Here is a 15,858-nt window from a genome sequence, read left to right as displayed (position 1 = left end):
AAACCCCGGGCATTGCTGCCCGGGGTTCGTTCTGAGAGGTTCAGAACAACATGATTACATCATGCCGCCCATGCCACCCATGCCGCCCATACCACCAGCAGCACCTAAGTCAGGCGCGTCGCCTTTAGGCAGGTCGGTCACCATGCACTCGGTCGTGATCATCAGACCAGCTACAGATGCCGCGTATTGCAGTGCAGAACGGGTCACTTTAGTTGGATCCAGGATACCGAAGTCGATCATGTTGCCGTATTCTTCAGTTGCCGCGTTGTAACCGTAGTTACCTTCACCCGCTTTCACGTTGTTCGCAACCACAGACGGCTCTTCACCGGCGTTGGACACGATCTGACGCAGAGGAGCTTCCATCGCGCGCAGCGCAACTTTGATACCCACGTTCTGGTCTTCGTTCTGAGCAGTCAGGCCAGCCAGTTTAGCGGCTACACGCACCAGCGCGACACCACCACCAGCAACCACGCCTTCTTCTACCGCAGCACGGGTCGCGTGCAGGGCGTCGTCAACGCGTGCTTTCTTCTCTTTCATTTCAACTTCGGTAGCCGCACCGACTTTGATTACCGCTACGCCGCCTGCCAGTTTCGCTACGCGCTCCTGGAGTTTTTCACGGTCGTAATCGGAAGTTGCTTCTTCGATCTGCTTACGGATCTGACCAACACGGCCCTGAATAGCAGCTTCTTCACCCACACCGTCGATGATGGTGGTGGTGTCTTTGTTGATCACAACGCGTTTCGCCTGGCCCAGGTCTTCCAGGGTCGCTTTTTCCAGCTCCATACCGATCTCTTCGGAGATCACGGTACCGCCAGTCAGGGTAGCGATATCCTGAAGCATCGCTTTACGACGATCGCCGAAGCCAGGTGCTTTAACCGCTGCCACTTTCACGATGCCACGCATGGTGTTAACCACCAGAGTCGCCAGCGCTTCGCCTTCAACGTCTTCAGCAATGATTACCAGCGGCTTGCCTGCTTTCGCAACGGCTTCCAGCACTGGCAGCATTTCGCGGATGTTGGAGATTTTCTTGTCAGCCAGCAGGATGAACGGGCTTTCCAGCTCAACAGCGCCAGTTTCTGGCTTGTTGATGAAGTATGGAGACAGGTAACCGCGGTCGAACTGCATACCTTCAACCACGTCCAGTTCGTCTTCCAGACCAGTACCGTCTTCAACGGTGATCACGCCTTCTTTACCGACTTTATCCATCGCTTCAGCGATCAGTTTACCTACGGTTTCGTCGGAGTTAGCGGAGATAGTACCAACCTGAGCAATGGCTTTAGAGTCAGAGCACGGTACGGACAGCGCTTTCAGTTCTTCAACAGCAGAGGCGACAGCTTTGTCGATACCACGTTTCAGATCCATTGGGTTCATGCCCGCAGCAACGGCTTTCAGGCCTTCGGTGATGATCGCCTGCGCCAGTACGGTCGCGGTGGTGGTACCGTCACCGGCAGCGTCGTTCGCTTTAGAGGCAACTTCTTTCACCATCTGTGCGCCCATGTTTTCGAACTTGTCTTCCAGCTCGATTTCACGTGCAACAGAAACACCATCTTTGGTGATGGTTGGCGCGCCGAAGGATTTGTCCAGCACTACGTTACGGCCTTTCGGGCCCAGAGTGACTTTCACTGCGTCTGCCAGTACGTTTACGCCGCGGAGCATTTTTACACGAGCGTCGTTACCGAATTTTACGTCTTTAGCTGCCATGTTCTTATTTCCTCAAATTCGTACAGTTTCGTGCGTTAATTACGCTTCAACAATTGCCAGAATGTCGCTCTCGGACATGATCAACACTTCTTCATTGTCGATCTTCTCGGATTTCACGCCGTAGCCATCGTTGAAAATGACGATGTCACCAACTTTAACGTCCAGTGGCTGCACAGTTCCGTTTTCCAGGATGCGGCCCTTACCGACAGCGATGATTTCGCCACGCGTTGATTTTGCTGCTGCTGAACCGGTCAGAACGATGCCGCCAGCAGACTTGGTTTCAACTTCTTTACGTTTGACGATCACACGATCATGTAACGGACGAATACTCATTGATAGCTCTCCTTTGAGAAAGTCATTATCAGTTATGGATGACGCCGGTCCGCATGCGGTTTTCCGGCTAGTGCCCTGAGAGATGGGGATAGCTTTTTACCCCTTCAAGGGGTAATCGAAAAAAAATTTGCGAAAGTGTTACCATCCACTCTCTTTTGATGGTGGCGGGACGAGGTAAATGAGTGGACTCAGGCAGGAGTTGGGGCTGGCGCAGGGCATTGGCTTACTCTCAACGTCTTTATTAGGCACGGGGGTATTTGCGGTTCCCGCGCTGGCGGCGTTGGTTGCCGGCAATAACAGTCTTTGGGCATGGCCGGTGCTGATCGTGCTGGTGTTTCCGGTGGCGATTGTCTTTGCCATACTCGGGCGGCACTTCCCGAGCGCAGGCGGCGTAGCGCATTTTGTCGGCATGGCGTTTGGGCCGCGGATGGAGCGCGTCACCGGCCGGCTATTTTTGTCGGTGATACCCGTTGGCCTTCCGGCAGCCCTGCATATCGCAACCGGCTTCGGACAGGCGCTGTTTGGCTGGCACGATGAACAGCTGCTGCTGGCTGAACTCGGTACGCTGGCGATTGTCTGGTGGGTAGGCTCACGCGGGGCCAGCTCCAGCGCCAATCTGCAAACGCTGGTCGCCGTGTTAATTGTCGCGCTGATCGTCGCCATCTGGTTTGCGGGTGACATTACGGTGGCGGATATTCCTTTCCCCGCGATTAACGACATCGACCACGCACAGCTTTTCGCTGCACTATCCGTTATGTTCTGGTGTTTCGTCGGTCTGGAGGCGTTCGCTCATCTGGCATCCGAGTTTAAACAGCCCGAGCGTGATTTCCCCCGCGCCCTGATGATTGGCCTGCTGCTGGCGGGTACCGTGTACTGGGCCTGTACCGTACTGGTGCTGCACTTCAACGCGTTCGGTGAAGAGAAAGCCGCCGCCGCGTCGCTGCCGGGCATCGTGGTGCAGCTGTTTGGCGTTAAGGCCCTGTGGGTAGCCTGCGTGATTGGCTATCTCGCCTGCTTTGCCAGCCTCAACATCTATATTCAGAGCTTCGCCCGGCTGGTGTGGTCTCAGGCACTTTATAAACCGGATAGCCCCCTCTCACGCCTGTCAAAGCGTCAGCTTCCGGTGAATGCGCTGAATACCGTACTGGGCTGCTGCGTGGTGAGTTCCCTGGCCATTTATCTCCTCGACATCAACCTTGACGCGCTGATTGTCTACGCCAACGGTATTTTCATCATGATCTACCTGCTGTGCATGCTGGCGGGCTGTCGGCTACTGAAAGGACGCTTTAAGGCGCTGGCGGCTGTCGGGTGTGTCCTGTGCCTGATGCTGCTGGCGATGGTGGGATGGAAGAGTGTGTACGCCATCGTCATGCTGGCGGGGCTGTGGGTGTTTTTACCGAAGCGGCAAAAGCCGCAGGCCCGGTGAGCGAGCGCCACCGGGCCACAAACTCACCGATCGTCTTTATGATCTAATCGGTCGCGCTGCTCATCCTTACGCTGATATTCCCCTTCAAAGGTATCCCCCGGGCCGGTGCTGAAACCACCGCCTGGCATACGGCTGAAACGCAGGTGCGGCAGCAGCTTCATGGTCAGATGCTTCTGCACCGGCGGCAACAGCAACAGCAGGCCGAGGAAGTCGGTGAAGAAACCAGGCAGGATCAGCAGCAGGCCAGCAATAATCAGCGACACGCTTTTGATCATCTCGGCTGCCGGGCTTTCGCCTGCGGCCATCTTCTGCTGCATTAACAGGAAATTTTTGAAACCCTGATTGCGCACCAGCGACATGCCGATGACGGAGGTGAAGATCACCAGAATCAGCGTCAGCAGGACGCCCAGCACATGGGCAACCTGGATGAAAATCGAAATCTCAATGTAAACATAAAGAAAGAAAGCAATAAATGGTATCCAGCGCACTGGCATCTCCTGTGTGGCAGGTGCCTTCCGGCCCCTGACTGAATGTGTTCGCGAAGCGCGTAGATAAGAAATGGTGACGGTTAGCCAAAATTCAATCGGTTTGCACGGATATTTTTTCTGGAAATATTAAAGCGGTGACATATTTCACAGATTAATAATTATCATGAAATCGGGTCGATAATAAGTGATCCAGCTTACGGCAATTCGCTATCATCAGCATATGATCTCGAACATCTGGCCGATTGAGGGAATAATCGTCGGTCATAAAATATTCAAAACCACATATATACTGTGTGTTTAGTACAATCCATCGGCAGCTTGAAAAGAAGGTTCACATGTTAAACAACATTCGTATCGAAGAAGATTTGTTGGGTACCAGGGAAGTTCCAGCGGATGCCTACTATGGTGTTCACACTCTGAGAGCGATTGAAAACTTCTACATCAGCAACAGCAAAATCAGCGACATCCCTGAATTTGTGCGTGGCATGGTGATGGTAAAAAAAGCCGCGGCTCTGGCGAACAAAGAGCTGCAAACCATTCCTAAAAGCGCTGCAAATGCGATTATCGCCGCGTGCGATGAGGTGCTGAACAACGGTAAATGCATGGATCAGTTCCCGGTTGACGTCTATCAGGGCGGCGCGGGCACCTCCGTCAACATGAACACCAACGAAGTTCTGGCAAACATCGGCCTGGAGCTGATGGGTCATCAGAAAGGTGAATACCAGTACCTGAACCCGAACGACCACGTTAACAAATGTCAGTCCACCAACGACGCCTACCCAACCGGCTTCCGCATCGCGGTGTATGCCTCTATCGTCAAACTGGTCGACGCGATTAATCAGCTGGGCGATGGCTTCCAGCGTAAAGCCGTTGAGTTCCAGGATATCCTGAAAATGGGCCGTACCCAGTTGCAGGACGCGGTGCCAATGACCCTCGGACAGGAATTCCACGCGTTTAACGTGCTGCTGAATGAAGAGACGAAAAACCTGCTGCGCACGTCCGAACTGTTGCTGGAAGTTAACCTGGGCGCAACCGCCATCGGTACACGCCTGAACACGCCAGATGGCTATCAGCAGCTGGCAGTACAGAAGCTGGCTGAAGTGTCCAACCTGCCGGTTGTGCCTGCGGAAGACCTGATTGAAGCCACCTCAGACTGCGGCGCCTATGTGATGGTACACAGCGCCCTGAAACGTCTGGCGGTGAAACTGTCCAAAATCTGTAACGACCTGCGCCTGCTCTCCTCCGGTCCGCGCGCTGGCCTGAATGAAATCAACCTGCCAGAGTTGCAGGCGGGTTCATCCATCATGCCAGCTAAAGTGAACCCGGTGGTGCCAGAGGTGGTGAACCAGGTGTGCTTCAAGGTTATTGGTAACGATACGACCGTCACCATGGCCTCCGAAGCCGGTCAGCTCCAGCTGAACGTGATGGAGCCGGTGATTGGCCAGGCAATGTTTGAATCTATCCATATTCTGACCAACGCCTGCTACAACCTGCTGGAAAAATGCATCAACGGCATCACCGCGAATAAAGAAGTGTGTGAAGGCTACGTCTATAACTCCATCGGCATCGTCACCTACCTCAACCCGTTCATCGGCCACCACAACGGCGATATCGTCGGGAAGATTTGTGCCGAAACCGGTAAGAGCGTGCGTGAGGTTGTTCTCGAGCGAGGATTGTTGACCGAAGCCGAACTGGACGATATCTTCTCCGCCCAGAACCTGATGCACCCGGCATATAAAGCGAAACGATATACCGATGAAAGCGAACAGTAACCGTTCAGGCTAAGCTTCCGAAAGGCACGTCACTTGTGACGTGCCTTTTTTCTTTATGGGCGTTACCAAAACACAACAATTCAATATCAACTTGTTAATGAGCAAGGCAGGTCTTTATGTTTGGAGCAGAACTCGTCATCGTCCTGTTGGCGATTTATTTGGGCGCACGACTCGGGGGTATCGGCATCGGTTTTGCCGGCGGTCTCGGGGTGCTTGTACTTACCCTGATCTTTCAGATTAAACCCGGCGCAATCCCTTTTGACGTTATCGAAATCATCATGGCGGTTATTGCTGCTATCGCGGCTATGCAGGTCGCAGGCGGTATGGACTACCTGGTGAGCCTGGCGGAGCGAATGCTGCGTCGCCATCCGAAATACATCACCTTCCTTGCCCCACTGGTGACCTGGTTTATGACCATTCTCGCCGGTACCGGCCATACCGCTTTCTCCACGCTGCCGGTAATCACCGAAGTGGCGAAAGAGCAGGGTATTCGCCCGTCTCGCCCTCTTTCTATTGCCGTGGTCGCCTCCCAGATTGCGATTACCGCCTCGCCTATTTCCGCGGCGGTAGTCTTCTTCGCGGGTATCCTTGAGCCGATGGGCGTAAGCTACCTGACGCTGCTGGCAATCTGTATTCCGGTCACGCTGATTGCGGTAATGATCACTGCCGTACTGTGTAACTTCCTTGGCGCCGAGCTGAAAGACGATCCGGTTTACCAGGAGCGTCTGGCAAAAGGTGAAGTGAGCCTGCGCGGTAGTCAGGTCTTCGAGCTGAAGCCGCATGCAAAACGCTCCGTGCTGCTGTTCCTGATTGGTATCGTCGCCGTGATGTTCTACGCGACCGCCATCAGCGATACGGTAGGTCTGATCCAGAACCCGGTTCTGCCGCGTAACGAAGCCATTGTGGTATTTATGCTGACCATCGCGACGCTGATCAGCATCACCTGTAAAATCGACACCAGCGAAGTGCTGAACGCCAGCACCTTCAAATCCGGCATGAGCGCCTGCGTGTGCGTGCTGGGCGTGGCGTGGCTCGGTGATACCTTTGTGAAAGCGCACATTAGCGATATCCAGACCGTTGCAGGCGACCTGCTGCACAACTATCCGTGGCTGCTGGCGGTAGTGCTGTTCTTTGCCGCGACGCTGCTGTACTCCCAGGCTGCGACTACCAAAGCGCTGATGCCTGCGGCACTGATGCTGGGCGTAACGCCGCTGACGGCGATTGCCTCTTTTGCAGCAGTTTCCGCCCTGTTCGTTCTGCCCACCTACCCAACCCTGCTGGCCGCGGTTGAGATGGATGACACCGGCTCAACCCGTATTGGTAAATACGTGTTTAACCACGCGTTCCTCATCCCGGGCGTGGTGGCGATTACGCTCTGCGTGATCCTCGGCTTTATCATCGGCGGCATTGTGCTGTAAACGATTAGCCGTTGTAAAAATAGTTAAAAACGGGCCGCTCTGCGGCCCGTTTCATTAATGACCAACCGCCTTGCGTGATATAGTGAAGACTTTCGTGATGAGGAGGTCGACTTGTGAACACGCCTGATGCTGTTGTTGTACTGTGCACCGCCCCTGATGAAGCTTCTGCCCAGGATCTGGCCGCCAAAGTGCTGGCCGAAAAACTGGCTGCCTGTGTCACACTTCTTCCCGGTGCCACCTCCCTTTATTACTGGGAAGGTAAGCTGGAGCAAGAGTACGAAGTCCAGATGTTGCTCAAAACCAACCTGACAAACCAGCAGGCGCTCCTCGACTGCCTCAAGTCTCATCATCCATACCAAACCCCGGAGCTGCTGGTTCTGCCAGTGGTCCACGGCGATAACGATTATCTCTCATGGCTCAACGCTTCATTACGCTGATCCTGCTGCTGTGCAGCACGTCAGCTTTTGCCGGATTGTTTGACGCACCCGGCCGTTCGAACTTTATTCCTGCCGACCAGGCGTTCGTTTTCGACTTTCAGCAAAACCAGCACGATCTCAGTCTCACCTGGCAGGTGAAAGAGGGTTACTACCTCTATCGCAAGCAGGTCAGCATCACGCCGGCAAAGGCGAACGTCGGCGCATTGCAGATGCCCGCTGGCGAGTGGCACGAGGACGAGTTCTACGGTAAGAGTGAAATTTATCGTCAGCGCTTAAGCGTGCCCGTCACGGTGAATCAGGCGGATAAAGGCGCCACATTAACGGTCACCTATCAGGGCTGCGCCGATGCTGGATTCTGTTACCCACCTGAAACAAAGGTCGTTCCGCTTAGCGAAGTGAAAGCGGCGGCCTCCCCTCACCCCTCAGGGGAAATGGCCAGTGTGAGGGGTGAAGGCGTAGCCGCTTCAGACCTTCCGTTCTCAGCGCTTTGGGCATTATTGATTGGTATCGGCATCGCCTTTACGCCCTGCGTGCTGCCCATGTACCCGCTTATCTCTGGCATCGTGCTGGGCGGTAAACAACGCCTTTCCACTGCCCGCGCGCTGGTACTGGCCTTTATCTATGTGCAGGGCATGGCGTTAACCTATACGGCGCTCGGCCTCGTGGTCGCTGCTGCCGGATTGCAGTTCCAGGCCGCCCTTCAGCACCCTTATGTGCTTATCGGTCTGTCAGCGGTGTTTATTCTGCTGGCGCTGTCGATGTTTGGCCTGTTCACCCTGCAACTGCCCTCTTCCCTGCAAACCCGTCTGACGCTAATGAGCAACCGTCAGCAGGGTGGCTCTGCGGGCGGCGTGTTCGCCATGGGTGCCATCGCCGGGCTGATTTGCTCCCCCTGCACCACTGCGCCGTTGAGCGCCATCCTGTTATACATTGCTCAGAGCGGCAACCTGTGGCTCGGCGGCGGCACGCTGTACCTCTACGCGCTCGGCATGGGCCTGCCGCTGATCCTGGTGACGGTGTTTGGCAATCGTCTGCTGCCGAAGAGCGGACCGTGGATGGAGACGGTGAAAACCGCGTTTGGTTTTGTCATTCTGGCGCTACCGGTATTCCTGCTTGAGCGCATCACTGGTGATGTGTGGGGTACACGTCTGTGGGCGATGCTCGGCGTGGCCTTCTTCAGTTGGGCGTTTATCGTGAGTCTGGGGGCGAAGAAACCGTGGATGCGCCTGCTACAGATCCTTCTGCTGGCGGCCGCGCTGGTGAGCGTCCGTCCACTACAGGACTGGGCGTTTGGCACCCCGGCAGGTCAAACGCAGGCTCATCTGAATTTTATACAGATTAAGAACGTGGATGACCTTAACCGCGCCCTGGCGCAGGCGAAAGGCAAACCGGTCATGCTCGATCTCTACGCCGACTGGTGCGTGGCCTGCAAAGAGTTTGAAAAATACACCTTCAGCGATCCGCAGGTACAACATGCGCTGAGCGATACCGTTCTGCTCCAGGCGAACGTTACCGCCAACAGCGCGCAGGATAAGGCTCTACTGAAGCAACTTAATGTGCTCGGGCTGCCTACCATCCTGTTCTTCAATGAACAGGGGGAAGAACAGCCGACGCAGCGTGTAACCGGGTTTATGGACGCGACGACATTCAACGCGCATTTGCGCAATCGCCAACCGTAAACAACACTTTAGACGGGACAAACCGTTGGGAATAGCGGAGGAGATAACCGTGCAACGCGAAGACGTACTGGGACAAGCCCTGCAATTGCTTGAGATTCAAGGGATCGCCAGCACCACGCTTGAGATGGTCGCCGACCGTATCGATTACCCTCTGGATGAACTTAAGCGCTTCTGGCCGGATAAAGAGGCGCTGCTGTACGATGCCCTGCGCTATCTCAGCCAGCAGGTGGATATCTGGCGCAGGCAGCTGATGCTGAATGAAGAGCTGACCACCGAGCAAAAGCTGCTGGCGCGCTATACCGCACTGACGGAGTGTGTAACCAACAACCGTTACCCAGGCTGTCTGTTTATCGCCGCCTGCACCTACTATCCGGATCCCGGGCACCCCATCCATCAACTGGCAGATCAGCAAAAACGTGCCGCGCACGAGTTCACACACGAGCTGCTGACCACGCTTGAAGTGGATGACCCGGCAATGGTCGCGAAGCAGATGGAGCTGGTGCTGGAAGGTTGCCTGAGCCGCATGCTGGTGAACCGTAGCCAGGCGGATGTGGATACGGCGCACCGTCTGGCGGAAGATATTTTGCGGTTCGCGCAGTGTCGTATGGGTGGTGCACTGACCTAAGCCAGCATTCCCGTCCAGGCGGAAATAAACAAACACAGCGCCATCGCGCGCTGAAATCGCACCATCGCCACGGTGGTGCGGAAAATCCGGTTCACCGCCTTCCCCAGCCACGCCCAGCACAACAAACAAGCCACGGAGATCGCCAGAAACCATAGCGCCATCAGCGCAATATCCCGAAATGCATGGTCGCTTGCCGGAGCAAACAGGCTGACAACTGCCAGTGCCATCATCCACGTTTTTGGGTTTACAACCTGTAATAACGCCGCCGCCCGCGCGGTAAACCGGACATGGCGTCTGGAGGAGAGATTCGCGGCCGGGGCGCTAAACAGCTGCCAGCTCATCCAGGAAAGCCACAGCACGCCCGCCCAGCTCATTACCTGACGTATCAGCGGATACTGGCGTAACACTTCTCCTGCCCCTGCGCCTGAAACCAGAACAATAGCGCTGGCGGCAATACACCCGCCCAGGATCGCAGGAAACGTATTTTTTACGCCAAAGTGCTGACTGTTAGCCAGTACCAGAATATTGGTTGGCCCCGGTGTAATCGAGGCGACAAATGCAAACAGCAGGAAGGGTAATAAATTCACAGGTGACTCCTTTTTTATTAGAGCCACGAATGTGCCGTTATTTTCTGGAAACGTCTGGAAGGTTTGTGCACAACCGACGGTAGTGTGCCGGAGAAATACGGTATGCCCGCTGGAACCAGCGACCAAGATGGCTTTGATCGGCAAAACCCACTACCGCCGCAACATCAACAGGCAGTTCCCCACACGCCAGCATCTGTCGGGCCTTTGCCAGGCGCAGCTGGATAAGCCAGGCGTGCGGTGCCAGGTGAAATTCGCGCTTAAAACAGCGGGTGAGCGTAAAGCGGTCCGTACCCGTCTCACGGGCAAGGTCTGACAGCCCCACGTTCTCGCCGATATGCGCATAGAGATAGTCGCGGGCACGATGCGCCACGGCGGAGCTTTGTAACTGAGACGGGAGTTTCTTACGCCAGTGGCAGTGGGCAGTGATCTGAGAGAGCAGGTTATCCATTGTGCTCTGTTGGACGATCTTCATTTCATCGTTATGCAACGAGGCAAATGTATCACCGATAGCGCGCACCAACTGAGGCTCTCGCGTCAGCGTTTGGGCAAAGTGGAGGGTGTAGCTCCCGGGAGTAGAGTCGTACAGCCCTTGAAGCGTACGGGTGAGCCAGTGTTCATCCAGATAAAAGGTCAGATAAGTAAAGCCCCCCTCTATCGGCGCATCACCGTCATGGATCTCCCCGGGCTCAAGTAAAAAAGCATCGCCCGGCTGGCTACGGTGGCGTTCACGGCGACAGTGGAACTGCTGCGTGCCGGAAAGGGTTATTCCGACCAGATAGCTATCATGCCAGTGGGGATCAAAGGCATGTCCTTCGAAATGCGCCTTAATTGTCTCAATACCTGTTTCTGCATGCTGACGCAGCTCAAGCCAGTCGTTTGCCATACTGCCCTCCTCTTACCGTCAGCATTGTCACATCTTGCCTGAACTGTCTGGAAGATTTGTGCAATTCCAGGGCACAAACGGACAGATTGCCGCAAACTTAAGCAGTTGAACAGCTTTTCCCGAAATAATGTTGACGATCGCGCGCGATTGCGGTTTAATGCGCTCCGTTGCCCGGATAGCTCAGTCGGTAGAGCAGGGGATTGAAAATCCCCGTGTCCTTGGTTCGATTCCGAGTCCGGGCACCACTATTTAAAGAACCCAGCCTACGGCTGGGTTTTTGCTTTTCTGTATCCGCTACGCATTGAATTTTCCCTTCTGTCAGGTAATAGTGATTTTTTCCCCTGACAATGAAATTGATATGACCTTATCTGCTTTAAAAGTCGGGTCACTGCTCCTGCTGTTGATCCTGTTTTATACCGGCCTGTTCACGAGCGATCGCATCACCTGGCTGATGGAGGTGACGCCCGTCATTATCATCATCCCACTTCTGCTTGCCACGCACCGGCGATACCCCCTGACTCCCCTTCTCTATACCCTGGTTTTCTTCCACGCCATCATTCTGATGGTTGGTGGTATGTACACTTATGCAAAGGTTCCGGTTGGTTTTGAGGTTCAGGAGATGCTCGGGCTTAGCCGAAATCCGTATGACAAGCTCGGTCACTTCTTCCAGGGGCTGGTTCCCGCACTGGCAGCGCGAGAAATTCTGCTGCGCGGTGGGTATGTTCGTGGACATAAGATGACGGGATTTCTGGTGTGCTGTGTTGCTCTGGCCATTAGCGCCACCTATGAACTCATTGAGTGGTGGGCAGCTTTGGCAATGGGACAGGGTGCGGATGATTTTCTGGGGACGCAGGGCGATCCATGGGATACCCAGTCTGATATGTTTTGCGCGCTGCTTGGTGCGTTAACGACGGTGCTGACCCTTGGGCGTTTCCATCAGCGGCAATTGCTTCGTTTGAATGTTTGTCAGGGATAGTACGCTCTGAGTTGCCGGGTGGCGGCTTCGCCTTGCCCGGCCTGCCGTTTTTCAACAAACAAACGCAAAAAGGCCATCCTTGCGGATGGCCTCTTCACTTGTTTGATGCCTGGCAGTTCCCTACTCTCACATGGGGAGACCCCACACTACCATCGGCGCTACGGCGTTTCACTTCTGAGTTCGGCATGGGGTCAGGTGGGACCACCGCGCTAAAGCCGCCAGGCAAATTCTGTTAATCTGTATCAAAGCTGAAATTTGATTGTCTGTCTCTTCGCCAAAACACCTTCGGCGTTGTAAGGTTAAGCCTCACGGTTCATTAGTATCGGTTAGCTCAACGCATCGCTGCGCTTACACACCCGACCTATCAACGTCATCGTCTTTAACGTTCCTTCAGGAGACTTAAAGTCTCAGGGAGAACTCATCTCGGGGCAAGTTTCGTGCTTAGATGCTTTCAGCACTTATCTCTTCCGCATTTAGCTACCGGGCAGTGCCATTGGCATGACAACCCGAACACCAGTGATGCGTCCACTCCGGTCCTCTCGTACTAGGAGCAGCCCCCCTCAATTCTCCAGCGCCCACGGCAGATAGGGACCGAACTGTCTCACGACGTTCTAAACCCAGCTCGCGTACCACTTTAAATGGCGAACAGCCATACCCTTGGGACCTACTTCAGCCCCAGGATGTGATGAGCCGACATCGAGGTGCCAAACACCGCCGTCGATATGAACTCTTGGGCGGTATCAGCCTGTTATCCCCGGAGTACCTTTTATCCGTTGAGCGATGGCCCTTCCATTCAGAACCACCGGATCACTATGACCTGCTTTCGCACCTGCTCGCGCCGTCACGCTCGCAGTCAAGCTGGCTTATGCCATTGCACTAACCTCCTGATGTCCGACCAGGATTAGCCAACCTTCGTGCTCCTCCGTTACTCTTTGGGAGGAGACCGCCCCAGTCAAACTACCCACCAGACACTGTCCGCAACCCGGATTACGGGTCTACGTTAGAACACCAGCCATTAAAGGGTGGTATTTCAAGGTTGGCTCCACGCAGACTGGCGTCCACGCTTCAAAGCCTCCCACCTATCCTACACATCAAGGACCAGTGTTCAGTGTCAAGCTATAGTAAAGGTTCACGGGGTCTTTCCGTCTTGCCGCGGGTACACTGCATCTTCACAGCGAGTTCAATTTCACTGAGTCTCGGGTGGAGACAGCCTGGCCATCATTACGCCATTCGTGCAGGTCGGAACTTACCCGACAAGGAATTTCGCTACCTTAGGACCGTTATAGTTACGGCCGCCGTTTACCGGGGCTTCGATCAAGAGCTTCGCGTTGCCGCTAACCCCATCAATTAACCTTCCGGCACCGGGCAGGCGTCACACCGTATACGTCCACTTTCGTGTTTGCACAGTGCTGTGTTTTTAATAAACAGTTGCAGCCAGCTGGTATCTTCGACTGATTTCAGCTCCGCCCGCAGGGGCTTCACCTACACATCAGCGTGCCTTCTCCCGAAGTTACGGCACCATTTTGCCTAGTTCCTTCACCCGAGTTCTCTCAAGCGCCTTGGTATTCTCTACCTGACCACCTGTGTCGGTTTGGGGTACGATTTCGTGTTACCTGATGCTTAGAGGCTTTTCCTGGAAGCAGGGCATTTATCACTTCAGCACCGTAGTGCCTCGTCATCACACCTCAGCGTTAATAAGGTACCGGATTTACCTGGAACCTCCGCCTACATGCTTAAACCGGGACAACCGTCGCCCGGCTGACATAGCCTTCTCCGTCCCCCCTTCGCAGTAACACCAAGTACAGGAATATTAACCTGTTTCCCATCGACTACGCCTTTCGGCCTCGCCTTAGGGGTCGACTCACCCTGCCCCGATTAACGTTGGACAGGAACCCTTGGTCTTCCGGCGAGCGGGCTTTTCACCCGCTTTATCGTTACTTATGTCAGCATTCGCACTTCTGATACCTCCAGCATGCCTCACAGCACACCTTCAACGGCTTACAGAACGCTCCCCTACCCAACAACACATAGTGTCGCTGCCGCAGCTTCGGTGCATGGTTTAGCCCCGTTACATCTTCCGCGCAGGCCGACTCGACCAGTGAGCTATTACGCTTTCTTTAAATGATGGCTGCTTCTAAGCCAACATCCTGGCTGTCTGTGCCTTCCCACATCGTTTCCCACTTAACCATGACTTTGGGACCTTAGCTGGCGGTCTGGGTTGTTTCCCTCTTCACGACGGACGTTAGCACCCGCCGTGTGTCTCCCGTGATAACATTCTTCGGTATTCGTAGTTTGCATCGGGTTGGTAAGCCGGGATGGCCCCCTAGCCGAAACAGTGCTCTACCCCCGAAGATGAGTTCACGAGGCGCTACCTAAATAGCTTTCGGGGAGAACCAGCTATCTCCCGGTTTGATTGGCCTTTCACCCCCAGCCACAGGTCATCCGCTAATTTTTCAACATTAGTCGGTTCGGTCCTCCAGTTAGTGTTACCCAACCTTCAACCTGCCCATGGCTAGATCACCGGGTTTCGGGTCTATACCCTGCAACTTAACGCCCAGTTAAGACTCGGTTTCCCTTCGGCTCCCCTATACGGTTAACCTTGCTACAGAATATAAGTCGCTGACCCATTATACAAAAGGTACGCAGTCACCCCATAAAGAGGCTCCCACTGCTTGTACGTACACGGTTTCAGGTTCTTTTTCACTCCCCTCGCCGGGGTTCTTTTCGCCTTTCCCTCACGGTACTGGTTCACTATCGGTCAGTCAGGAGTATTTAGCCTTGGAGGATGGTCCCCCCATATTCAGACAGGATACCACGTGTCCCGCCCTACTCTTCGAGTTCACAGCATGTGCATTTTCGTGTACGGGACTATCACCCTGTACCGTCGGACTTTCCAGACCGTTCCACTAACACACAAGCTGATTCAGACTCCGGGCTGCTCCCCGTTCGCTCGCCGCTACTGGGGGAATCTCGGTTGATTTCTTTTCCTCGGGGTACTTAGATGTTTCAGTTCCCCCGGTTCGCCTCGTTAACCTATGTATTCAGTTAACGATAGTGCAACGGATTGCACTGGGTTTCCCCATTCGGACATCGCCGGGTCAAGGGTTCATATCACCTCGCCGGCGCTTTTCGCAGATTAGCACGTCCTTCATCGCCTCTGACTGCCAGGGCATCCACCGTGTACGCTTAGTCGCTTAACCTCACAACCCGAAGATGTTTCTTTCGATTCACCATCGACTTGCGAAAATTTGAGAGACTCGAACACACATGAGCTGTGTGTCGTTTCAATTTTCAGCTTGATCCAGATTTTTAAAGAGCAAATATCTCAAACATGACTCGCAAGTCAGTTTTGAGATATGACGGCAGGTGACTTTCACTCACGAACCAGCAAGTGGCGTCCCCTAGGGGATTCGAACCCCTGTTACCGCCGTGAAAGGGCGGTGTCCTGGGCCTCTAGACGAAGGGGACGTACAGTCTCAATCGCAAGACGCCTTGCTATTTACTTTTCATCAGACAATCTGTGTGAGCACTGC

12 protein-coding genes, 2 tRNA genes and 2 rRNA genes are annotated in these 15,858 nt (G+C 54.5%); 8 read left to right on the top strand and 8 right to left on the bottom strand.

The features are described from left to right. Positions 1-54: 54 nt before the first annotated feature. Both groL and L379_RS20710 read right to left on the bottom strand, forming a co-directional pair. Positions 55-1,701 carry a chaperonin GroEL gene (gene groL / locus L379_RS20705; protein WP_015572446.1) on the bottom strand — a complete coding sequence of 549 codons (1,647 nt, stop codon included), beginning with the start codon at positions 1,699-1,701 and terminating at the stop codon, positions 55-57. Between the two features lie 39 nt (positions 1,702-1,740). Next, the gene (locus L379_RS20710; protein WP_003855929.1) at positions 1,741-2,034 is read right to left on the bottom strand and encodes a co-chaperone GroES; all 294 of its coding nucleotides are present in this window, start codon (positions 2,032-2,034) and stop codon (positions 1,741-1,743) included. Between the two features lie 178 nt (positions 2,035-2,212). Between L379_RS20710 and yjeH the strand changes: the two genes are divergently transcribed. Next, a complete protein-coding gene (gene yjeH, locus L379_RS20715) occupies positions 2,213-3,460 on the top strand; it encodes an L-methionine/branched-chain amino acid transporter (RefSeq protein WP_032652265.1) in 1,248 nt (415 codons plus the stop codon). Between the two features lie 23 nt (positions 3,461-3,483). Here the strand turns inward: yjeH and L379_RS20720 are convergent, their stop codons facing one another. Continuing rightward, on the bottom strand, positions 3,484-3,948 hold the full coding sequence (locus L379_RS20720; protein ID WP_003855925.1) for an FxsA family protein: 465 nt from the start codon (positions 3,946-3,948) through the stop codon (positions 3,484-3,486). 335 nt (positions 3,949-4,283) lie between these two features. Between L379_RS20720 and aspA the strand changes: the two genes are divergently transcribed. The 5 genes from aspA to L379_RS20745 all read left to right on the top strand — a co-directional run bounded on the left by aspA (position 4,284) and on the right by L379_RS20745 (position 9,879). After that, on the top strand, positions 4,284-5,720 hold the full coding sequence (aspA, locus tag L379_RS20725) for an aspartate ammonia-lyase (protein ID WP_015572444.1): 1,437 nt from the start codon (positions 4,284-4,286) through the stop codon (positions 5,718-5,720). Positions 5,721-5,836: 116 nt separating this feature from the next. Next, positions 5,837-7,138: an anaerobic C4-dicarboxylate transporter gene (locus L379_RS20730; RefSeq protein ID WP_003855921.1), complete on the top strand. Its 1,302-nt coding sequence runs from the start codon at positions 5,837-5,839 to the stop codon at positions 7,136-7,138. 113 nt (positions 7,139-7,251) lie between these two features. Next, complete coding sequence (cutA, locus tag L379_RS20735; protein WP_003855908.1) at positions 7,252-7,575, top strand: divalent cation tolerance protein CutA; 324 nt, start codon at positions 7,252-7,254, stop codon at positions 7,573-7,575. Then, positions 7,551-9,254, top strand: coding sequence for a protein-disulfide reductase DsbD (locus L379_RS20740; protein ID WP_032652264.1), 1,704 nt, complete (start codon positions 7,551-7,553; stop codon positions 9,252-9,254). The genes cutA and L379_RS20740 overlap by 25 nt, the downstream gene beginning before the upstream one ends. A gap of 49 nt (positions 9,255-9,303) precedes the next feature. Continuing rightward, positions 9,304-9,879 carry a transcriptional regulator gene (locus L379_RS20745; RefSeq protein ID WP_017383972.1) on the top strand — a complete coding sequence of 192 codons (576 nt, stop codon included), beginning with the start codon at positions 9,304-9,306 and terminating at the stop codon, positions 9,877-9,879. Here the strand turns inward: L379_RS20745 and L379_RS20750 are convergent. Beyond that, the gene (locus L379_RS20750; RefSeq protein WP_032652261.1) at positions 9,876-10,466 is read right to left on the bottom strand and encodes a LysE family translocator; all 591 of its coding nucleotides are present in this window, start codon (positions 10,464-10,466) and stop codon (positions 9,876-9,878) included. The genes L379_RS20745 and L379_RS20750 overlap by 4 nt on opposite strands. Before the next feature lie 37 nt (positions 10,467-10,503). Further along, a complete protein-coding gene (locus L379_RS20755; RefSeq protein ID WP_032652259.1) occupies positions 10,504-11,349 on the bottom strand; it encodes an AraC family transcriptional regulator in 846 nt (281 codons plus the stop codon). Between the two features lie 169 nt (positions 11,350-11,518). On the opposite strand from L379_RS20755, the gene L379_RS20760 reads away from it, so the two are divergent. Both L379_RS20760 and L379_RS20765 read left to right on the top strand, forming a co-directional pair. After that, positions 11,519-11,594: transfer RNA gene (locus L379_RS20760), tRNA-Phe, on the top strand. 113 nt (positions 11,595-11,707) lie between these two features. After that, positions 11,708-12,325, top strand: coding sequence for a DUF2238 domain-containing protein (locus L379_RS20765; RefSeq protein WP_032652257.1), 618 nt, complete (start codon positions 11,708-11,710; stop codon positions 12,323-12,325). 107 nt (positions 12,326-12,432) lie between these two features. Here the strand turns inward: L379_RS20765 and rrf are convergent. The 3 genes from rrf to L379_RS20780 form a co-directional block, all read right to left on the bottom strand. Beyond that, positions 12,433-12,548: ribosomal RNA gene (rrf, locus tag L379_RS20770) — 5S ribosomal RNA — on the bottom strand. A gap of 72 nt (positions 12,549-12,620) precedes the next feature. Beyond that, positions 12,621-15,525, bottom strand: a 23S ribosomal RNA gene (locus tag L379_RS20775). A 192-nt stretch (positions 15,526-15,717) separates the two neighbouring features. Further along, a tRNA-Glu gene (locus tag L379_RS20780) sits at positions 15,718-15,793 on the bottom strand. Positions 15,794-15,858: the final 65 nt, after the last annotated feature.

It is taken from the genome of Enterobacter sp. MGH 33 (assembly GCF_000534535.1).
Classification (GTDB): Bacteria; Pseudomonadota; Gammaproteobacteria; order Enterobacterales; family Enterobacteriaceae; genus Enterobacter; species Enterobacter hormaechei_C.
Note: the sequence above shows the minus strand (reverse complement) of the source record. Positions and strands in the feature narration are given on the sequence as shown.